Genomic DNA, 21,225 nt, shown 5'->3' with positions numbered 1-21,225 from the left:
GGCTGCGCGGCGGGCGGCGCGTGACAGCGATGGTCCGCTAGCGGAAAACCACCGTGCGGTTGCCGTTCAGCAGGATCCGATGCTCGACATGGCTGCGCACCGCGCGCGCCAGCACCAGCGACTCCACATCGCTGCCGACCTGGGTCAGGTCCTGGGCGGACATGGTGTGGTCCACCCGCTCGATGTCCTGCTCGATGATGGGGCCTTCATCCAGGTCCGGCGTGACGTAGTGCGCGGTTGCGCCGATGATTTTCACGCCGCGCTGGTGCGCCTGGTGATAGGGACGCGCGCCCTTGAAGCTGGGCAGGAAGCTGTGGTGGATGTTGATGGCGCGGCCGGCCAGCGCGCGGCACAGGTCGGCTGACAGGATTTGCATGTAGCGCGCCAGGACCACCAGGTCGATGTTCAGCGCATCGACCAGCTCCAGGATCCGGGCCTCCTGCGCGGCCTTGGTATCCGCCGTCACCGGCAGGTGATGGAAGGGAATGTCGTACGACGCCGCCAGGCCCGCGTAGTCGGGGTGGTTGGATACGATGGCGGCCACTTCCGCATGCAGGTGGCCGCTGCGTACGCGGAACAGCAGGTCGTTCAGGCAATGCCCCTGTTTGCTGACCATGATTAGCAGGCGGGCCTTGCGGCGCGCGTCGTGGATTTGCCAGTCCATCGCATGGTCCAGCGCCAGACGGCCGAAGCGTTCGCGCAGGTCGTCCGGCGCGGTCGCCGCCGGCAGGTCGAAATGCACGCGCAGGAAGAAGCGTCCCGTTTCGTCGTCGCCGAACTGCTGGGAATCCAGGATGTTGCAGCCCAGCTCGAAGAGCAGGCCGCTGACGCGATACACGATGCCGGTGCGGTCGGGGCAGGAAAGCGTCAGGATGTAGTCGTTGTGCTGCATGATGGGTACGTGGCGTCCGGCTTTGGTTTTTTGGGGCCCTGCGGGCTTATCAGGTAGCGCCCAGGCGGGCTTGTCGGGGATACGTCCAGGCGGGCTCGTTGCAAATCGTGGCGGCCACGCTCAATCGTGTAGCGCGGCCAGCGTGCGTTCCGCGATCGCCAGGCTGGCGGTCAGTCCGGGCGATTCGATGCCGAACAGATTCACCAGGCCGGAAATGCGATGCCGTGCGGGACCCACGATGGCGAAGTCCGCCGCGGGTTCGTGCGGGCCGGAGATCTTCGGGCGGATACCGGTATAGCCCGGCGCCAGCGCGCCATCGGGCAACCCCGGCCAATAGCTGCGCACTGCATCGTAGAACACATCCGCGCGGCGCGGATCCAGGGTGTAGTCCTCGCGCGTGATCCATTCGGTATCCGGACCGAACTTGGCCTGGCCGCCCATATCGAGCGTCAGGTGCACCCCCAGGCCGGCATGCTGTGGCACGGGATAGATCAGCCGCGTGAACGGCGCGCGCCCGGCCAGGGTGAAGTAGCTGCCCTTGCACAGGTATTCGGCGGGGATGCTGTCGGCCGGAACGCCGGCGATATTGCGCGCCAGCGTGGGCGCATGCAGGCCCGCCGCGTTGATCAGCGTGGCGCAGGACAGTTCCATGGCGTCGTCGCCGCCGAAACGCAGATCGAAGCCGCCTTCCGCCCGCACCTCGCCGGACAGCAGGGGCGTGTGGAAGACGCACTGGGCCCCGGCGTTTTCCGCATCGCCCTGATAAGCCAGCATCAAAGCATGGCTGTCGACGATGCCGGTCGATGGCGACAACAGCGCGGCCGTGCAGCGCAGCGCGGGCTCCATCCGCATCGCCTGGTCGCCCGAGAGGCGTTCCATGTCATCGACGCTATTGGCGGCGGCGCGCCGCGCGATATCGTCCAGCATGGCGGCCTGCGCCGCATCCGTGGCGACGATCAGCTTGCCCAGCCGCCGGTGCGGGATGCCGCGTTCGGCGCAATAGGCGTACAGCATGTGCTTGCCGCGCACGCACAGTTCGGCTTTCAGGCTGCCGGCCGGATAGTAGATGCCCGCGTGGATGACTTCCGAATTGCGCGAACTGGTGCCCGTGCCTATGCCTTCCGTGGCCTCCGCGACCAGCACTTCGCGGCCGGACAGGGCCAGCGCGCGCGCAATGGCCAGGCCGACGACGCCCGCGCCGATCACGACGCAATCGATATCGGTGCTCATGCGGCGCCTACCCTCGTTCCGTCGCGGCGGGATCGGGCGTCAGGTCGAAGCCGCCTGCGTGATAGACCAGCGGCAGGGCGCCACTGTGGCCGCAATGTTCCACCTGTCCCACCATGATGATGTGATCGCCTTCTTCGTAGCGGCTGCGGTTATAGCATTCGAACCAGGCCGCGCAGTGTTCGTCCAGCATGCGCGTGCCGCCCGGCGCGTAGGCGTCGCGCATGCCCGCATAGCGCTCCAGCACGCTGCCGCGCGCGAAGCGCTGCGCCAGATGCAGCTGATCGGCGCTCAGCACGTTGACCACGTAGCGTTCGCAGCGCATGAAGGCGTCGCGCGATCCGGACAAGGCCGACAGGCTCCACAGCACCAATGGCGGGTCCAGCGAGACGGAATTGAAGGAACTGACCGTCAATCCGAGCGGCTTGCCGTCCGGCCCGCTGGCGGTAACCACGGTAACGCCGGTGGCGAAGCGGCCCAGCGCGGTACGGAAGTAGGCGGCGTCGAAATCGGGAGCGGATGCGGACATGTGCTTCAGGGAGACAGCCTGACGATGCGCCACGATTTGCCGTCGCCGCTGCCGTCCGGTTCGTAGACGAGCCGGTCGTGCAGGCGCGACGGACGGCCTTGCCAGAACTCGAAGCGATCCGGTACCAGGCGGTAGCCGCCCCAGTGTCCCGGGCGTGGCGGCGCGTCGCCATAGCGTTGTTCGCAGTCGCGCAAGGCCGCTTCCAGGGTTTCCCGGTCGACCGGCTGGCTTTGCCGCGAAGCCCAGGCGCCCAGCCGCGACCCCAGGGGGCGGCTATGGAAGTAGGCGTCGGACTCCTCGGCGGACGTCTTTTCGATGGTGCCTTCGATGCGGACCTGCCGCTCCAGCGGCTGCCAGAAGAACAGCAGGCTGGCGCGCGGGTTCGCCGCCAGCTCGTGTCCCTTGCGCGATTCGTAATTGGTATAGAAAACGAAACCGCGCGGATCCGCGCCCTTGATCAGCACGATGCGCGCCGACGGGTGGCCGCGCTCGTCCACGGTGGCCAGCGTCATGGCGTTGGGTTCGGGTACCTGGGCGGCCAGCGCTTCGTCGAACCAGGTGGTGAATTGGTCGAAAGGCGACGCGGCGGCGTCGCTTTCCAGCAGGACTTTCTTTTCGTAGCTTTGGCGCAGATCTGCAAGGGACATGGCGGGCTCACGGAGGAGGCCGACATCGCGCGCTTGCATGGACAAGAGGGCGTCGCGGCCTTGCCTGAGGGGGCGAAACCGCCAGTTTACCGCTCTTGCGGGGACGCGGTCCTCAGCTATCCGGCAGGGTATGACGTTGCGCCGCCAACAGGCGCGCCACGCGCATCAGCCGGCGGTCGTGGATGCCGGACTGGTGCAGGGCGTCGGCGGTCTGCATGACATAGTCGATGCATGGGCCATAACGGCCGCTGGCGCGGCGCACGATGGCCACCAGCTCTTCTTCCGGCAAGGCCGGGATATAGGCCGGGCCGGTGCGGTCCATGACGAACACCAGGCCGCGGACTGTGCCTTCGTCCGTGGCGCAGGACAGCCAGCGCGGCAGGTAGGCGCCGGTCGACATTTCGCGCGCCCAGAGCCGGGGGAAGAAGGTCGGCACCATGGCGCCGTCCAGCCGATACACCACGCCGCGGCAGGATCCGCCGCGATCCAGGCCGAACACCAGCCCCGGCGATTCGGGTGTTCCGCGGTTCACCCGCGACCACAGGCACAAGGCGCGGTGGTAGCCATGCAGGGTGGCGAGCCGCCTTTCGACGTACTCGAATTCCGGCCGCCAGATCAAGGATCCATAGCCGAAGATCCATACATCCTCGCCCGGCCGCCAATGCTTCAGCGCGTCCTCCATCGAGGCATGGCGCTCTTCCTGTGTCCACAGCCGGAAAGGTATGGCGGTGGCGCGCACGGCGCCAGGCGCGGCCGCGGCCGCGGCCGCAGCGGGGTCGACCACCGCGGCTGGCGCCCGGGCTGGCGTGTCGACAAGGCTTTTCCGGTCAGGCATTTCCATCGGACCCGGCCGGCGGCATACGGTTCAACCAGCCCGCCGCCGCCAGGGTCAGCGCGTACGCCCAGAACAGCGGGGCGATGCCGATCAGGCCGCCCAGGGCGCCGAAGGTCAGCGGCAGGGAGACCTGCGACCCATTGATCAAGGCCATGCGCAGCCCGACGGATTCGGCGGCGCGACCCGGTGGCGAGTGCTGGTGCAGCAGGGCCAGGATGCTAGGCTGGCTGGAGCCTAATGCCAGTCCCAGGGCGAAAGACAAGCCGATCAGGATCGCAACATCGGTGAACAGCGGGTAAATCATGAAGTCCGCGGCGGCGGTGCCCATGGCGACCCGGATCAGCGTCCACGATCGCACGTGACGCTGGATGAGCGGCAAAGTCAGCCGGATAAGGAAAGTTGCCGCCGAGAACGACGCCAGAATAAGGCCTATGGTCGTGGCGGACAGGCCTATCGCCACCCCGAACAGCGGCACGATGAACAGGTGACTGTCCCAGGCCCCCGACAGGATGGTGTTTACAAGGAGAATCCGGCGCAGGGGTGGCGACGCCAGCAGTTCGGTGACCCGCCGCTGCTCCAGCTGGTAGCCTTCGCCGCCGCGCGGGCGCTTGCGGGGCAGATGCCGGCGCAAGCGGTACAGGCCGGTGGCGGCGCCCAGCGGGCCGGCGGCCAGCAGGGCGAACGCCGCCGCGCCTCCCATATGATCGATGGCGAAGCCGCCGACCAGCGGCCCGCAGAAACCCGACGCCGCCAGCGCCACGGACATCCATGAAAAGTTGCGCAAGCGCTCGTCCGAGCGCACCTGGCCGAGCACGTTCTGGGTGGAAACCTGGTGCAGCATGAAGCCAACTCCCAGGCAACATGAGGCAAACAGCAGCGAAATGCGGGTCGACGCCAGGGCGGGGACCAGCGTCCCCAGGGCCAGCAGGCCCGTGCCGATGAACATCGGGCGCCGTATCCCGACTTTATCCACCCATCTCCCGGTTTTTACCGAGAAAACCATGGGAAGTACGGCGAAAACCGCGATAAGCACGCCGACGGTGAAGGTCGAAAGTCCAATATGCAGGGCGCTGAGAGAAACCGTTACACGGCCGCCGGTCAGCGCCACGTGATTCAGCATATTGATCAGGCAAAGCGACACGGCTCCAGAGGCGGAGGCGGCAATCGGCGCGATCGAGGGGGAAGAATCAGGCTGTGGCACGGTGAATTGGTCTTATTCTGTGCCTAACTTCTCCCTATGTCGAGTCAGCCTGGTAGATGGTGGTCGTCAGTAACATTTAAGCAACAGTATGCAGGAATACGTCTGCGCGGCCTGTGGCAAGGCGTAAAGATTATGGAACAGTGGCGCAGGCTGTCCCGCGGCGCCGCCATGCTGGTTAACATCTGCCCGATTTGCCTTCACGGGCGTGGGCGCCGTCCGTCCCGCGCACCGTACGCCCCGAGCCATGAGATTAGGCATCACCTTCAAACTTTTTCTGGCCATCCTCGCCACCAGCCTGGCGGTGACCCTGGCCATGGGCTCCGCCGTGCGGTGGAACTTCGAGCGACATTTCCTTTCGTACGTCAAGGAAAGGGAACTACGGCGAGTCGATCGGATGCGGCAAACTCTGGCGGATTTGTACCGCGAGCGCGGCAGTTGGGATGCGCTGCGCGGCAACCCGTCGCTCTGGAACCATATCCTGACGATCCCGGCCACGGACGCGACCGCGCGCCGCCATCCGGCGCCCCGCGGCGTGCTCGAATGGCTCTCCGATATGGACCCCAACCTGACGCCGCCAGGTCCGCCCGTGGATCCTCCGGAACCCGATTGGGCGCGCGGCCGCGATTTCCTGGCCTTGCCTTTCACCCTGCTGGACAACCAGATGCGCGTGGTGGCCGGCTATTCGGCGCCGGCGCCCGGCGCGCCGCGCCGGGCCGTCGACGTGGACGGCATGACCGTGGGCTGGCTGGTCACGCCGTTTCCGAATCGTCTGCCCAGCGAGGCCGACCAGCGCTTCCAGCGCGAACAGTCCGAAGCCACCTGGGTGATCGGCATGCTGGCGGCCCTGCTGGCGGCGGCGGTCAGCATCTTCCTGGCGCGCATTTTCCTGGCGCCCGTGCGGCGGCTGGCCAGCGCCACCCACCGCCTGTCGGCGGGGGACTATGCCACCCGCGTCAACGTCACCTCGGCGGACGAGCTGGGCCGCCTGGGCCAGGACTTCAATCGCCTGGCCCATACCCTGGAGCGCAACGAGGCCCTGCGGCGCGAAATGGTTGCCGACATTTCGCATGAACTGCGCACGCCGCTGGCCGTATTGCGCGGGGAGATGGAAGCGCTGCAGGATGGCGTGCGGCCGTTTTCGCCGGAGGCGCTGGCCTCGCTGCAGGCGGAGGTCTCGATGCTGAGCAAACTTATCGACGATCTGTACGAGCTGTCGCTGGCCGACGTCGGCGCGCTGTCCTACCGCATGGCCCCGGTGGGCATGGCGGACATCGTCGAGCAGTCCGTGGATGCGTATCGCGAGCGTCTTGGCGCGCGCGGCCTGCGCGTGGATACCGATATCGGCGGCGATGCCTGCGTCGTCGAAGGCGATGGGCAGCGCCTGACCCAATTGATGAACAATCTGCTGGAAAACACCTTGCGCTATACCGATCCGGGCGGTGTGGTGCGAGTGGCCGTGCGCGCCGAAGGCGATACCGTCGTGGTGGAATGCCAGGACTCCGCGCCGGGCGTGCCGCCGCAATTCCTGCCCCGGCTGTTCGACCGGCTGTTTCGCGTCGACCCGTCGCGCTCGCGCGAGAGCGGCGGCGCCGGCCTGGGGCTGGCCATTTGCCAGCGCATCGTCGAATCGCACCGCGGCAGCATCCAGGCCATGCCGTCCGAGCTGGGCGGGCTGTGCGTGCGCATCGTTTTTCCCCTGGCCCAAGCGGCCGCGTCCTGAGACACATCATGATTTTGATCGTAGAAGACGAACCCAAGCTGGCGGCGCTATTGACCGACTACCTGCGCGCCGCGCGATACGAAACCGAATCGCTGGCCGACGGCGCGGAAGCGCTGGCGGCGATCCGCCGCCTCAAGCCTGAACTGGTGCTGCTCGATCTGATGCTGCCCGGCCGCGATGGCCTGGAAGTCTGCCGCGAGCTGCGTACGTTCAGCGACGTTCCGGTGATCATGGTGACGGCGCGGGTGGAGGAAATCGACAGGCTCATCGGCCTGGAGATGGGCGCCGACGACTATATCTGCAAGCCCTTCAGTCCGCGCGAGGTCGTCGCGCGCGTCAAGGCCATCCTGCGCCGGGCGCGCGGCGCCACCAACGGCGGCCATCACCAATCGCTGCTGGAGATACGCCCCGAGCATCACATGGCCACGCTGGACGGCAAGCCCTTGTCGCTGACCCCTGTCGAATTCCGCCTGCTGCAGGCGCTGGCGGCGGCGGAAGGCAAGATCCTGTCGCGCGACGCGTTGTTGAACCACCTGTATGCGGATCATCGCGTCGTGACCGATCGCACGGTGGACAGCCATATCAAGAACCTGCGGCGCAAGTTCGAAGCGGTGCTGCCGGGACATGACTTGATCCGTTCGATCTACGGCGTGGGGTACAAGCTGGAAATGCACTGAGGCATCGCGCAACGCAGGCATGCGAAAATGCCGGTCATCATGAATACGCCGATCCCGACCGTGGCTTGCGATATCGATGCCGAGCGCCGTTTCGGCGGCCTGGCGCGCCTGTACGGCCCGGGGGCGCCCGCCCGCCTGCGCGCGGCGCGGGTGGCGGTAGTCGGGCTGGGCGGCGTCGGCTCCTGGACGGCGGAAGCCCTGGCCCGCAGCGGCGTGGGCGCATTGACCCTGATCGACCTGGACCATATCGCCGAATCCAACATCAACCGCCAGATCCATGCATTGTCGGAAACGCTGGGCCAGGCCAAGGTGGCGGCGATGGCGGCGCGGGTGGCCGGCATCAATCCCGAATGCATCGTTAGCCAGGTCGATGACTTCGTCACCCCGGGCAATGTGGCGGAGTTGCTTGCGGAAGACTATGACGTGGTGGTCGATTGCACCGACCAGGCCGCCGCGAAGATCGCCATGATCCTGCACGCGCGCCAACGCGGCCTTGCGCTGCTGGTCTGCGGCGGGGCCGGCGGCAAGACCGATCCCCTGGCCCTGCGCGCCGGGGACCTGTCCCAGGCTTGCAATGATGCCTTGCTCGCCAAGCTGCGCAACAAGCTGCGCCGCGAGCATGGCTATCCGAAGGCATCCCCCAAGGCGGGCAAGGCGCCGTCGAGGACGCCGAAGATGCAGGTGCGGGCGCTGTGGTTCGACCAGCCCGCCATCCTGCCGGCGGCCTGGACGTCCGGCGCGGAGGCCGAAGACGATGTCGGCGCCATGGTCCAGCCCCTGGCGCCGCAAGGCCTGTCCTGCGCCGGTTACGGATCATCCATCACCATCACCGCCACCATGGGCATGGCGGCGGCGGACCAGACGCTGCGCCTGGTATTGCAACACGGGTAGGCTCAGGCCAGCTCCGTCGGCGGGACAGTCCGCCGTTCGGGCATGTGCAGGTTCGTGGTCTGGAAGCCCAGCCGGGCGACAGCTCCGTCAGCGCGGCGGAAATGAGGCGCGGCGCTCCGCCCCGCGCTTGCCGTCCTTACACGCGTACCATCGGTTCCGCCTCGGGTCGCGGTTCCCGTAGATCCGTGGTGTCGTGGATCAGTCCTGCCGTCATGGACGACAAGGTCATGGCCAGCGCTTCGGGCTCTTGTTGCTGACGGTCTTCAAGCGACGGCCGCAACAGGTCGTTCAGTGTGGCGATCGCGCCATCCCAGGCTCGTGAGAGGCTGGCGCATCGCTGATCGCGGGCGCTGCCGGCCGCAACGTCACGGCGTAGCGCCTGTACCGCATGCCGGGCGGCGCGCAGGCGATCCCGGAACTCGACGGCGCTTCGGCGCAGGTCCGACATGCGCGGCGGATCCTGGCGTGCCGCTTCGCTGAGCTGTTCCATCGATTCGCCGCCATTGATGATGCGTTCGCACAGTTCGTCCGGCAGGATCATGCCCAGCCGCACCTGCTCCGGTATGTTCGTCCCTGGGCCGAAGACCGCCTCCAATCGGCGCGGCGGGATGGGCGCGACGAGCATGCGATCTATCCTTTCGGCGCCCATATCGCTTTCGATCATGCGCGGCAGCAGCGCGATCGTCTCCGGCGGTATGGCATGGCTGGATAGCCAGGTGTGCACCGCGGCCTTCATTTCTTTGTCCAGGTGGTAGTCCAGCCGCGGGCCGTCGCCATGCGCGAACCACGCTTGCAAGTGTTCCAGATCGGCCGCATGGGCCCGCACCGTCTCCAGCGCCCAGGTTTCATCGAAACCCTGTGCCAGGAAACGGTCCACGGTTTGCCGCTGCCCATCATCGATCAGGAAGGGCGCGAGCGCCTCGCGCGAGCGCGCCAGGCGCTGCGTCTGTTCCTGCGTCATCGGGCTTGGTTGCGGGTTATAGAAATAGAAGCGGCGCGCGGCCTGCAGGTTTGCGTACAGGCCGGCATGGTCGGCCGCCACGCGGTCCATCTCGCGCGCCAGCAGCGGCCATGGCAGGCGGCCGGCGCATGACACCAGGTAGCGTATGTGGTCGAAAGGCACCAGGCTGTCGCTCAGCAGGCGCAGTTTTCGGGGGTCCTGGATATGGGCGGCGTTGGCTGCGGACGCCGTCGCCGGCGGAGGATCCGAACGGCGCACAGACCAATTGGCCAGAAGCAGGGTAATGGGTTTGGCGGCATGGATGGAATAGATGTTGCGCGACGCGGCCAATTGGGCAGCCTCGGTGCGATCGCCGGAAGTGACCTGATACACCAATTCCTCCAGGCCTGCCCAGTCCAGCAGCGTATCGGCCGTTACCCGGCCGCTGTTCAACAGCGAAATGGCCAGTGGCGAGCAGATGGCCTGAAGGCTGTGCGTCCAGCGGGTAGCGGGATCCCAGCCGAAGGCCGTGAATTGCGAGGGCATCATCAACGGCAACGCGGCGATGTAAGTCGAGACCAGCTTGCTGAACGTGTCGAAAGGCAGGACGCCATGCTCGAAAGCCGCCGATATATCGCCCGGAATCGCGATGCCGCGCTGGACGAGCACACGGAACTGCTGGAAGAAGGCTGATGGATCATCGATGCCGTGTTCGCGCAGATGGGCGGCGGCGAATCGGAGCAGGCCCGCGGGGGGCGTCGGCACGAAGCCGGGTTTCTTCAGCATGCCCTGCAGCTCCGGCGGAATGTGGTAGCAGACATGCGCGTTCCAGGCGGCACGCATGCGCTCGATCTCCGCGGGATCGGCCGCCGGCGCCTGGGCGTGCATGAGGCCATGAGGCGATCCGGGCGTAGCCGCATCCCCGGGCATCGCCGTGGTGGCCAAGCACGTTCCCGGGCCTGCGACCGCCGCCGTCAGTCCGGCCATCCGCGCCGGATCGAAGGCTTCTTTGTAGGCGGTACCCAGCAACTGCAGCAATGCCGTCTGGTGGTCACCGTAGTTCGGCTGTGGTGGCGCTTGCGTACCGGCAAGCTGCGCGGGAGGAAACAGGGCGCTGTTCGAAGCGCAGGACAAGGGCGATGGCATTTGGACTCGCGGCGTCGTGAACGAAGCCCTCTATGTACGCCGCGCCATGCCGGCGTTCCACCGTGCCCGGATGGCGGCGCGGTCGAACTCGTGCCCGTCGCCCGCGATCGCGGCGCCGATCTTCCCTAGCGGGTCGTCGAGGCCTTCGCGCCCAGGCGGAACTCAACGTCCATCCACCCGCGCAGCGCATTGGACAGCCGGATGCGGGTGGCGCGCCGCACGTCGTCCTCGTACAGGATGCGCTCGCGGGCCAGGCCCGCGTCCAGCAGCGCCGCGCGTTGTACGCCGGGCAGGCAGCCACATTCTATGGGCGGCGTGAACCAGGCACCGCCCAGTTGCAGATAGACGTTGGTGCGGCTGCCCTCGCAGAGTTCGCCGCGTTCATTGCAGAACAGTACGTCGAATAGGTCCGGATGCCGGGTCAGCCATTCCGTGATGCTGTCGTACCAAGGGCGATGCGTGGTCTTGTGGCGCAGCAGCGCTTCGTCCGACGACAGGCGCGTGGTCCACAGGCAGACGCCCTGGGGGGCGGGTAGCGGGGGCAGCGGCGCGGTGCGGATGGTCAGCGTGCCGTCGGCATGATGCAGCAGCCGCAGGCGATGGGGTCCTGGGCCTTCCGCGGTGCCGGCCGCGGCGAGCAGCCTGCCGCGGACGTCGTCCGCGTCCCAGGCATGGGCCAGCGCAACGCAGGATGCCCGCAGTCGGTCCAGGTGCCGCTCCAGCAGCGGCATACGGCCGTCTTCGTCGATGCGGATGGTCTCGATCAGGTCGGGACTGGGGGGATGTCGGCGGGTGATCATGCCTGCTGGAGCTCCGGGTCGAGTATGCGCGCCTTCCACAGGCATTCCTGCCATTCCGAGTCCGGCTCGGAGTCGTGGACGATGCCGCCGCCGACACCATAGACGCCGCGGCCGTCGGCGTCCACCACCAGGGTGCGTATTGCCACGTTCAGCGAAAAATCGCCGTCCGGCGCCAGCCAGCCTATGCTGCCGCAATATAGGCCGCGCGGCGCGATCTCCGCCTGGCGGATGTGGGTCAGCGCGGCGAGCTTGGGCGCGCCCGTCACCGAACCGCAGGGAAACAGGGCGCGCAGCACGTCGCCCAGGCCGGCCCGTGGCGCGCGGGCCGTCACGGTGGAGGTCATGGTCCACACCGTGGGATAGCGCTCCAGCGTGAACAAGGCTTCGACACGGACGCTGCCGGTCTCGGCGATGCGGCCCAGGTCGTTGCGCAGCAGGTCGACGATCATCAGGTTTTCAGCGCGGTTTTTTTCGCTGGCCAGCAGGGCCTGGCCCAGCGCATGGTCGCGTTCGGGATCGGCGTCACGCGGCGCTGTCCCCTTCATGGGGCGCGTGGTCAGTACGTCGCCGCGCCGCTGCACGAAGAGTTCGGGGGAGAACGACAGCACGGTTTGCCCGCCGTCCTCGATATAGGCGGCGTGCGCGACCGGGTTGCGGTCGGCGATGCGGCGATAGAGGTCGCGCGGGTCGCCTTGCACGCGCAGGTCCAGCGGCATCGTGTAGTTGACCTGGTAGTAGGCGCCGCGGCCTATGCCGTCGCGGATGGCCTGGATCCGGTCGAGATAGCTGGCGCGATCCTGCCGCGCGGTGATGGCGGCGATGGCGCGCGCGCCGCCCGCGGGCGCCGCGCCGGCCGCCCAAGGTGCTTCGTGGCGGGCCTGGTCGAATACCAGCGCGCGCAGGCGCGGCCGGCCGGGGTCGACAGCGGCGCTTCTGCCGGCCGGTACCGGCAGCAACCATTCTCCCAATTCAAAATCCAGCAGCAGCGCGACCCAGCGGCCCGCGCGGCGCGCGTCTTCGATGGCATCCAGGGCGGCTTGCAGCTGATCCGGCGAGCGCGCCTCGATGCGGTCGCGCGCGCCATCCAGCTGCAAGGCCCGCCCCGCCAGGCGGTCTTCGAAACGGCAGAACATCGGAACCTCTACTGCCGCTCCAGGAACTCGGCCAGGACCCGGCCGGTATGCGAGCGGTCGCGCAGCGCCATGACTTCCTCCGGCGAGCCCTGGGCGACCAGCTGGCCGCCGCCGGTGCCGCCTTCGGGGCCCAGGTCCAGCAGCCAGTCGGCTTCCGCGATAACGTCGAGGTTGTGCTCGATGACTACCACGGTATTGCCGGCTTCCACCAGACGATGCAGGACGTGGATAAGCTTTTCCACGTCCGCCATCGACAGGCCGACCGTGGGTTCGTCCAGCACGTATAGCGTATGCGGCGCGCGCGAGGCGCGTCCAGTGGTGATGACGCCTTCCGTCAGGCGCGCCTTGGAAAGCTCCGTCACCAGCTTGATGCGCTGCGCCTCGCCGCCCGACAGCGTGGGCGAAGGCTGCCCCAGCGTCAGATAGCCCAGGCCGACATCCTGCATCAGTTGCAGGGGCCGGCGCACCTTGGGATGGGCTTCGAAATAGGCCAGCGCGTCGTCGACTTCCATGGCGAGCACTTCGCCGGCGTGCTTGCCGCGCAACTGCACGGACAGCGTATCGGCGTTGAAGCGCGCGCCGTTGCAGGCGTCGCAGGGTACCTTCACGTCCGGCAGGAAATTCATTTCTATCGTCCGCATGCCCTGGCCTTCGCAGATCGGGCAGCGGCCGTCGCCGGTATTGAAGGAGAAGCGCGCCGGCGTCCAGCCGCGCATGCGGGCTTCGCGCGTGTCGGCGAATTGCTTGCGCACCTCGTCCCAGAAACCGATATAGGTGCTGGGGCAGGAGCGCGGGGTTTTGCCGATAGGGGTCTGGTCCACTTCGAGTACGCGGTCCAGTACTTCCCAGCCGTTGATGGCGGTGCATCCCTTCCATGCCGGCGCCTGGCCTTGCGAGACGGCCTGCAGCAGGTTGTCCAGCAGCACCTCGCGGGCCAGCGTGGACTTGCCCGACCCCGATACGCCGGTCACGACGCTGAGCCGGCCGATGGGCAGGCGGGCCGTGACATTGCGCAGGTTGTGCAGATGGGCGTTGCGCACTTCGATGAAGGCCGTGTCCTTGTCGACCGGCCGGCGCCCTTGCAGCGGATGCCGCAGCGGTTGCGCCAGATAGCGGCCGGTGACCGAATCGGGCGAATCGATGATGTCCTGCGCCGTGCCTTGCGCGACCACGCGGCCGCCGCGCACGCCGGCGCCGGGACCGATGTCGATGATGTGGGCGGCGCGCCGTATGGTGTCGTCGTCGTGCTCCACCACCACCAGCGTGTTGCCGTTGCCTTCCAGCTTGCTCAGCGCGTCCAGCAGGATACGGTTGTCGCGCGGATGCAGGCCGATGGTGGGTTCGTCCAGCACGTAGCACACGCCCTGCATATTGGAACCGAGCTGCGCGGCCAGGCGGATGCGCTGCGCTTCACCGCCCGACAGCGTGGGCGCGGAACGGTCCAGGGCCAGGTAGTCCAGGCCGACTTCCTTCATGAAGTTCAGGCGGCTGCGGATTTCCTGCAGGATGTCGCGCGCGATCTCGGCCTCGCGGCCGCGCAGCACCAGGCCTTCGAAGAAGGTGTGGGCTTCGCTGACCGCCATGCTGGCCAGTTGCGCGATGGAACGATCGCGCCAGCGTACCGCCAGCGCCACGCGGTTCAGGCGCTGGCCGTGGCAGGTGGGGCAGACCTGGGCTTCGCCCGCGCCTTCGGTCCAGGCGCTTTCCTCGCCGGTCTGCTCTTCGTCGAACTCCGGGATGACCACGCCGGCGCCGTAGCAGGTCGGGCACCAGCCATGCTTGGAGTTATAGGAGAACATGCGCGGATCCAGCTCGGGAAAGCTGACGCCGCTGATGGGGCAGGTGCGCTTGGTGGAAAAGTGCGCCTGCTCCAGCGGGGTAGCGGGATTGTCGCGCAGGTTGTCCAGCGGCCATAGCACGCTCAAGGCGCCCTGGCCGTATTCCAGCGCGCGCTTGATGGCGTCGCGCAGGGCGGGCTCGTTGGCGGCATTGACCTGCACGTCGGCGACCGGCAGTTCTATCGTGTGTTCGCGGTAGCGGTCCAGGCGCGGCCACGGGCTGACGGGCGTGAACACGCCGTCCACGCGCAGATGCGTGTGGCCTTTGCCGCCGGCCCATTTCGCCAGATCCGTGTAATAGCCTTTGCGCGCGGTAACCAGCGGCGCCAGGATGCCGATGTGCTGGCCGAGACGCTCGCGCATGATGCGCGCGACGATCTGGTCCGGCGTCTGCGGTTCCACCGGTACGTTGTAGTCGGGCGAATATTGCACGCCCAGCTTGACGTACAGCAGGCGCAGGAAGTGATGGATTTCCGTCATCGTCGCCACGGTGGACTTCAGGCCGCCGCGGCTGGTGCGCTGGGCGATGGCCACCGTCGGGGGAATGCCGAAGATGGCGTCGACGTCCGGTTTGCCGGCCGGCTGCACGATGGCGCGGGCGTAGGCGTTCAGCGATTCCAGGTAGCGACGTTGGCCTTCGTTGAACAGGATGTCGAAGGCGAGCGTGGATTTGCCGGAGCCCGACACGCCCGTGATCACCGTGAACTTGTCGCGTGGGATCTCGACGTTGACGTTCTTCAGATTGTGCTCGCGCGCATTGCGGATTTCGATGGCCTGGGTGGCGCGGCGGCGCACCGCGGTCTGCAGCGGCGTGCCCGCGTCGGCGTCGTCGCGGGTCGCGAGGCCGGCATCGGCGTCATCGCCATTGCCGTCGCCATAGGCAGCCCCATTGCCGTCGCCTTCGCCATAGGCCAGCGCCGGCTCCGCCACGGCCGTGGCCGCGGCGACTTCCCGCGCCGCCGGCACGATGGCAGCTTCGTAGTCGCGCAAGGCCGCGCCCGTGTGCGAAGCGGGATTCTTCATCAGGTCGGCCGGCGTGCCGACGCCGACCAGCAGGCCGCCGGCATCGCCGCCTTCCGGCCCCAGGTCCAGCAGCCAATCGGCGGCGCGGATCACGTCCAGGTTGTGTTCGATGATCAGCAGCGTGTGGCCCGCGGCCAGCAACTGCCGGAACGCCCGCATCAGCCGCGCGACGTCGTCGAAATGCAGGCCGGTGGTGGGTTCGTCGAACAGGAACAGGCTGCCTTTCTTGGCGACCCTGGCCGACGAAATCCCGCTGCGCGAGGCTTCCGCCAGATGCCCCGCCAGCTTCAGGCGCTGCGCCTCGCCGCCGGAAAGGGTCGGCACCGGCTGGCCCAGGCGCACGTATTCCAGGCCGACGTCGGCCAGTGGCGCCAGGCCGGTCTGCACGTCGCGCAGGCCCTTGAAGAACTCGATGGCCTCGCTGACCGTCATGTCCAGCACTTCGTCGATCGACGCGCTCTTGCCCAGGTGCTCGACGCGCACCTGCAGTACTTCGGGGCGGAAGCGCTTGCCGTCGCAGTCGGGGCAGCGCAGATAGACGTCGGACAGGAACTGCATCTCGACGTGCTCGAAACCGGTGCCGCCGCAGGTGGGGCAACGGCCTTCGCCGCTGTTGAAGCTGAACATGCCCGCGGTATAGCTGCGTTCTTTCGATACAGGCGCCTGCGCGAACAGCTTGCGTATGGCATCGAAGGCGCCGACATAGCTGGCCGGATTGGAGCGCGCGGTCTTGCCGATCGGCGCCTGGTCGACCATGACGACATCGGCAATCTGCTCCGCGCCCAGCAGCCGGGCATGGGCGCCGGGCGCTTCCGACGGCTTGCCCTTGAGCTTGAGCAGTGCCGGATAGAGCACGTCCTGGACCAGGGTGGACTTGCCCGATCCGGACACGCCCGTCACGCAGACCAGGCGGCCCAGCGGGATATCGACGGAGACGTTCTTCAGGTTATGGGCGTTGACGCCTTCCAACAGCAGGCGCGGCGTATTGGCCGCCACCGGCATGGGGCGCGGCGCTTCCACGCGCTGGCGTCCGCCCAGATAGTCGCCGGTCAAGGTGCGCGCCTTGCGCAGCTGCGCCGGCGTGCCATCGAACACGATACGGCCGCCGCGTTCACCCGGACCCGGGCCGATATCGATGACGCGGTCCGCGGCCACCATGACCTGCGGGTCGTGTTCCACCACCACCAGCGTATTGCCCGCGTCGCGCAGGCGATGCATGACTTCCACCACGCGATGCATATCGCGCGGGTGCAGGCCGATGGAAGGCTCGTCCAGCACGAACAGTGTGTTCACCAGGGACGTGCCCAGCGCGGTGGTCAGGTTGATGCGCTGCACTTCGCCGCCCGACAGGGTGCGGCTCTGGCGGTCCAGTGTCAGATAACCCAGCCCCACGTCGCACAGGAACTTCAGGCGCGCGCGCACTTCCGTCAGCAGCAGGTCGGTGGCGGCGTCCAGCACGCCCACGAAGCTCAGCTTGTCGAAAAACCCGCGCACCCGTTCGATGGGCAGCAGCATCAGGTCGTGGATGGACAGGCCGTCCAGCAGGTTCAGCAAGTCATCCGACCAATTGGCCTGCACGGGCTTGAAGCGCTTGTAGCGGCCGTCGTCCGGCGGCAGCACGCTGTCCGCTTCTTCCTTGCTGCCCACGCGCCATAGCAGCGCATCGGGCTTCAGCCGCGAGCCATGGCAGACGGGGCAGGGCGTGTAGCTGCGGTACTTGGAAAGCAGTACGCGCACGTGCATCTTATAGGCCTTGGTTTCCAGCCACGCGAAGAAGCGCTGCACGCCATACCATTGCGTTTTCCACGCCTGGCTGCCGCCCTTGAAATCCGGATCGCCGTGCAGGACCCAGTCGCGCTGCTCGGGCGTCAGGCTCTTCCAGGGCACCGACAAAGGCACGCCCGCCTTGGGCGCGTATTTGCGCAGATCGTCCTGGCATTCGCTGTAGCTGGCGGTCTGCCAGGGCTTGATGGCGCCTTCCAGCAGGGTCTTGTTTTCGTCCGGCACGACCAGGCCGAAGTCGATGCCGATGACGCGGCCGAAGCCGCGGCAGGTTTCGCACGCGCCCAGCGGCGAATTGAACGAGAAGGAACTGGGCAGCGGATCGGTGTATTCGATATCGCAGTCCGCGCAATGCAGGCGATCGCTGTATTTCCAGACCTGGGCATCCTTGCCGTCGTCGTCGAGCACGTGCACCGATAGATGGCCGGCGCCCATGCGCAGGGCGGTGTCGAGCGCTTCCATCGCGCGATCGCGTTCCACCGAGCCGAAGCGGAAGCGATCCTGCACGACGTGCAGCACGCGCAGGGCCTCGGCTTGGCCGGTGGCGCCGGTCTTGGTTTTTTTCGATTTGCCTTTTTTGGCGGCGGAATCGACTGTCGGGCCTTCCGTTTCGGACGCGGCGGGCTCGCCTTCCTGCGCATGCACGCGGGTATAGCCCTGCTGTTCCAGGAAGCCGCGCACCTCGTCTTCGGTGAAGTTGGCCGGGACCTTGATGGGGAAGGTCACCACCAGGCGACGGTCATCCGCGCCGGCGGTGCGCGCCTGCAGCGAGCGGAAGATGGAGTCGGCCGTGTCGCGCCGGACCACGTTGCCGCAGCCGCGGCAATACAGCCGGGCGCCGCGCGCGAACAGCAGCTTCAGGTGGTCGTTCAGCTCCGTCATGGTGCCGACCGTACTGCGCGAGCTGCGCACCGGATTCGTCTGGTCGATCGCGATGGCGGGGAGTATGCCTTCGATGCGATCGACCTGCGGCTTGTCCATGCGGTCGAGGAACTGGCGGGCATAGGGGGAAAACGTTTCGACGTAGCGCCGTTGCCCTTCGGCATAAAGGGTATCGAAGGCCAGGGAGCTCTTGCCCGAGCCGGATACGCCGGTGACGACGACGAATTCGCCGGTGGCGAACGATACGTCCAGGTTTTTCAGGTTGTTCTGGCGAGCGCCAACAATGCGGATTTCGGATGTCATGTACGTATCGTAGCCTGGGCGTCAATAGGGGGCGGACTATGCCCTTGTCGGTGTCAGGATAAAGGCAGTCGATGACGGCGGCTGGAGGTGCCAAGGGGTGGGACCGCCGCGCTGCCGCGGCGTACCCCAGGGTGGTTGGGGGCGCGTGGAGCGCTTTCAAGGGCTGGGCGCGGACAGCCGGCGAGAACCGGCACTATGGGATAATCGCCTATATTGTGGATGTGATGACCATATTATGGACAATCCGACCCCGGTGGCCGGTACCGCCGCCTTTTCCAAATTCATGACCGTATTGCAGGTGGTGGCGGATGCCGCCGCCCCGCTGGGCATGGCGGAGCTGGTGCGGGCCTGCGGCTATCCACGCGGCACGGTCTACCGCATCGTCGCCGCCTTGCTGCAACAGGGCCTGATCGCCGAGGCCGCGGGCGGCGCCGGTCCGGCGGCCCGTTACGCGCTGGGACCGCGGCTGCTGCAATTGGCCAGCCGCGCCTGGTCGCGGCTGGACCTGCGCGCGGCCCTGGCCGACGACCTGCAGGCGCTGCGCGACGAAACCGGCGAGACCATCCACCTGGCAGTGCCGGCGGGCCGTGAAATGATCTACATCGACAAGCTGGAAAACCAGGGGCCCGTGCGCATGGCGTCGCGGGTCGGCGGCCGCCTGGCCTTGCATTGCACGGCGGCCGGCAAGGCTTACCTGGCGGCGCTGCCCACGGCGGAAGCCGATGCCTTGATCGCCGCGCTGGACCTGCCCGCGCGCATGCCGGCGACCATCACGGACAAGGAGGCGCTGCGCCAGGAACTGGCGTGTATCCGCCAGCGCGGCTATGCGGTCGATGACGAAGAAAACGAGCGCGGCATCGTCTGTTATAGCGTCGCCGTCGCCGGGCAGGGCGGCCGGCCGCTGGCCTGCGTCAGCGTCAGTACCCTGCAGTTCACGGGCGGCCGGACGGGCCGGCAGGCCATCCCGCCCGCACGCTATATCACGCCGCTCATCCGCCTGCGCGATGCGGCGCATGCCAGGTTCAGCGCCTGGCCGGCGGTTGCCGGCGGCGCACTTTTTCGAGAGGACTCATGAACGCCACCACTCCCACTCAAGACGCGCGTGCCTTCAAGCGCCAGACGCTGATGGCCGCCCGCGTGGTGCCCGTGCTGCGCTACGGTGACGCCACCACCGCGGCCTATGCCGCGGAAGTCGCCATCGCGGCGGGCTGCACCACGCTGGAACTGACGTGGACCATCCCCAACGTCATCGACCTGGTCAAGGCGCTGCGCGACAAGCACGGCGACAGGCTGCTGCTGGGGCTGGGCACCGTGCTGACGGAAGCGCAGGCGCGCGACGCCTTGGTGGCCGGCGTCGATTTCCTGGTGTCGCCGGGCCTGGTGCCGGAAATGGTGGCGCTGGCGCATGCCGCTTCGGCCTTGTGCCTGCCTGGCGCCTTTACGCCATCCGAGGTCATCCAGGCGCGTCGGGCAGGCGCCGATGTGGTCAAGATATTCCCGGCGGAGACCGGCGGTCCCGGTCATCTGGCGGCCCTCAAATCGGTCTTTCCCGACACGGAGTTCTGCCCCACCGGCGGCGTGACGGAAAAGAACATGGGCGACTACTTCAAGGCCGGTGCGTCGCTGGTCGGCATAGGCAGCAATCTGTACGACAAGGCCGCATTCGCCGCCCGCGATACCGCGGCGCTGGTCGCGCAGATCCTGCGCATACGCGAGGCCGCCCATGCGTGATTTCGACATCGTCGGCCTGGGCGAACCGCTGATCGAGTTCAACCAGACGCGTCCCGGCCATCCCGAGTTCCTGCAAGGCTATGGGGGCGATACGTCCAACGCCATCATCGCGGCGGCGCGCCAGGGCGCGCGCTGCGCGTACCTGACCCGCATCGGCGCCGACGTCTTCGGCGAGCAGCTCATGCAGCTCTGGCGCGACGAAAACGTCGATACCGGCGGGGCGATGATCGATCCGCATGCGCATACCGGCCTGTACTTCGTCCAGCATGGGCCGGAAGGCCATGTGTTCAGCTATATGCGTCATGGGTCCGCGGCCAGCCGCATGAACCCGGAAGACCTGCGGCATGGGTTGGTGGAGCGCGCGGCCTTCCTGCACGTGTCCGGCATCAGCCTGGCCATCAGCGCCACCGCCTGCGACACCGTGTTCGCCGCCATCGAGCGGGCGCGTGCCGCCGGCACGCAGGTATGCCTGGATTCCAACCTGCGCCTGCGGCTATGGCCGGTGGATCGCGCTCGCGCCATTTTGCGCGAGGCCATGAGCCTGGCCGATATTTTCCTGCCCAGCATGGACGATATGCGGCATCTGACCGGCCATGCCGATCCCGGCCGCACGCTGGACTGGATACGCGCGGCGGGCGCGCCGGGCGTGATCGTCCTGAAGCTGGGGCGGGAAGGCGCCATCCTGGACGACGGCCATGGCCGCATCATCGTGCCCGGGCTGGTCGTGGATGCCGTCGACGCCACCGGGGCGGGCGACTGCTTTGCCGGCAGCCTGCTGGCAAAGCGCGCGCGCGGGGCCGACTGGGGCGCTGCCGTCCACTATGCCAATGCGGCGGCGGCGCTGTCCACGCGCGGTTTCGGCGCGGTCCAGCCCTTGCCCACGGCCGTCGAGGTGGAAGCCTTTCTGCGGGCCTGACCTTGCCGCCTCCGCCGGGGCAACGTCCCCCGGCGGTCGCGCAGCGGATGTGCCCCGCCACGGCCCGGACGCAGGCCCCGGCGGCGGCCTGGCGAAAAACCGGGTAGAATGC

The 21,225-nt window shown here is 67.5% G+C and carries 16 protein-coding genes; 6 read left to right on the top strand and 10 right to left on the bottom strand.

Annotated features, from left to right (window positions below; genetic code table 11):
- Positions 1-37: 37 nt before the first annotated feature.
- From purU to ACNA0R_RS07055, 6 genes are all read right to left on the bottom strand, one after another.
- Positions 38-892 carry a formyltetrahydrofolate deformylase gene (gene purU, locus ACNA0R_RS07080; RefSeq protein ID WP_415825243.1) on the bottom strand — a complete coding sequence of 285 codons (855 nt, stop codon included), beginning with the start codon at positions 890-892 and terminating at the stop codon, positions 38-40.
- A gap of 120 nt (positions 893-1,012) precedes the next feature.
- Positions 1,013-2,122 carry an NAD(P)/FAD-dependent oxidoreductase gene (locus ACNA0R_RS07075; protein WP_415825242.1) on the bottom strand — a complete coding sequence of 370 codons (1,110 nt, stop codon included), beginning with the start codon at positions 2,120-2,122 and terminating at the stop codon, positions 1,013-1,015.
- A 7-nt stretch (positions 2,123-2,129) separates the two neighbouring features.
- Entirely contained in the window at positions 2,130-2,648 is a 519-nt protein-coding gene (locus tag ACNA0R_RS07070; RefSeq protein WP_415825241.1) for a flavin reductase family protein, read from the bottom strand.
- A 5-nt stretch (positions 2,649-2,653) separates the two neighbouring features.
- A complete protein-coding gene (gene pdxH, locus ACNA0R_RS07065; RefSeq protein ID WP_415825240.1) occupies positions 2,654-3,295 on the bottom strand; it encodes a pyridoxamine 5'-phosphate oxidase in 642 nt (213 codons plus the stop codon).
- A gap of 112 nt (positions 3,296-3,407) precedes the next feature.
- Positions 3,408-3,977: a gamma-glutamylcyclotransferase gene (locus ACNA0R_RS07060; protein WP_415825552.1), complete on the bottom strand. Its 570-nt coding sequence runs from the start codon at positions 3,975-3,977 to the stop codon at positions 3,408-3,410.
- A gap of 145 nt (positions 3,978-4,122) precedes the next feature.
- A complete protein-coding gene (locus tag ACNA0R_RS07055; protein WP_415825551.1) occupies positions 4,123-5,250 on the bottom strand; it encodes an MFS transporter in 1,128 nt (375 codons plus the stop codon).
- A gap of 325 nt (positions 5,251-5,575) precedes the next feature.
- Between ACNA0R_RS07055 and ACNA0R_RS07050 the strand changes: the two genes are divergently transcribed.
- From ACNA0R_RS07050 to ACNA0R_RS07040, 3 genes are read left to right on the top strand one after another with little or no spacing between them, the layout of a single operon-like run.
- Entirely contained in the window at positions 5,576-7,051 is a 1,476-nt protein-coding gene (locus ACNA0R_RS07050; protein ID WP_415825239.1) for an ATP-binding protein, read from the top strand.
- An 8-nt stretch (positions 7,052-7,059) separates the two neighbouring features.
- On the top strand, positions 7,060-7,728 hold the full coding sequence (locus ACNA0R_RS07045) for a response regulator (protein WP_415825238.1): 669 nt from the start codon (positions 7,060-7,062) through the stop codon (positions 7,726-7,728).
- A gap of 39 nt (positions 7,729-7,767) precedes the next feature.
- On the top strand, positions 7,768-8,619 hold the full coding sequence (locus ACNA0R_RS07040) for a tRNA threonylcarbamoyladenosine dehydratase (RefSeq protein WP_415825237.1): 852 nt from the start codon (positions 7,768-7,770) through the stop codon (positions 8,617-8,619).
- A 136-nt stretch (positions 8,620-8,755) separates the two neighbouring features.
- On the opposite strand, the gene ACNA0R_RS07035 is transcribed toward ACNA0R_RS07040, so the two are convergent.
- The 4 genes from ACNA0R_RS07035 to uvrA form a co-directional block, all read right to left on the bottom strand.
- Complete coding sequence (locus ACNA0R_RS07035) at positions 8,756-10,705, bottom strand: hypothetical protein (protein WP_415825236.1); 1,950 nt, start codon at positions 10,703-10,705, stop codon at positions 8,756-8,758.
- Between the two features lie 125 nt (positions 10,706-10,830).
- On the bottom strand, positions 10,831-11,505 hold the full coding sequence (locus ACNA0R_RS07030) for an aminotransferase class IV (RefSeq protein WP_415825235.1): 675 nt from the start codon (positions 11,503-11,505) through the stop codon (positions 10,831-10,833).
- On the bottom strand, positions 11,502-12,638 hold the full coding sequence (locus ACNA0R_RS07025; protein ID WP_415825234.1) for an aminodeoxychorismate synthase component I: 1,137 nt from the start codon (positions 12,636-12,638) through the stop codon (positions 11,502-11,504). Before ACNA0R_RS07025 ends, ACNA0R_RS07030 begins: the two co-directional genes overlap by 4 nt.
- Before the next feature lie 8 nt (positions 12,639-12,646).
- The gene (gene uvrA / locus ACNA0R_RS07020) at positions 12,647-18,466 is read right to left on the bottom strand and encodes an excinuclease ABC subunit UvrA (RefSeq protein WP_415825233.1); all 5,820 of its coding nucleotides are present in this window, start codon (positions 18,464-18,466) and stop codon (positions 12,647-12,649) included.
- A 235-nt stretch (positions 18,467-18,701) separates the two neighbouring features.
- On the opposite strand from uvrA, the gene ACNA0R_RS07015 reads away from it, so the two are divergent.
- From ACNA0R_RS07015 to ACNA0R_RS07005, 3 genes are read left to right on the top strand one after another with little or no spacing between them, the layout of a single operon-like run.
- A complete protein-coding gene (locus ACNA0R_RS07015; protein ID WP_415825232.1) occupies positions 18,702-19,541 on the top strand; it encodes an IclR family transcriptional regulator in 840 nt (279 codons plus the stop codon).
- Positions 19,538-20,197 carry a bifunctional 4-hydroxy-2-oxoglutarate aldolase/2-dehydro-3-deoxy-phosphogluconate aldolase gene (locus ACNA0R_RS07010; RefSeq protein ID WP_415825231.1) on the top strand — a complete coding sequence of 220 codons (660 nt, stop codon included), beginning with the start codon at positions 19,538-19,540 and terminating at the stop codon, positions 20,195-20,197. The genes ACNA0R_RS07015 and ACNA0R_RS07010 overlap by 4 nt, the downstream gene beginning before the upstream one ends.
- Positions 20,190-21,113, top strand: a complete 924-nt coding sequence (locus ACNA0R_RS07005; protein WP_415825230.1) for a sugar kinase — start codon at positions 20,190-20,192, stop codon at positions 21,111-21,113. Before ACNA0R_RS07010 ends, ACNA0R_RS07005 begins: the two co-directional genes overlap by 8 nt.
- The last annotated feature ends 112 nt before the right edge of the window (positions 21,114-21,225 follow it).

Source organism: Bordetella sputigena (assembly GCF_965137885.1).
GTDB classification, from domain to species: domain Bacteria; phylum Pseudomonadota; class Gammaproteobacteria; order Burkholderiales; family Burkholderiaceae_B; genus Bordetella_C; species Bordetella_C sputigena.
The sequence above is the reverse complement of the archived record's forward strand: the minus strand, read 5'-3'. Positions and strand labels throughout refer to the sequence as shown.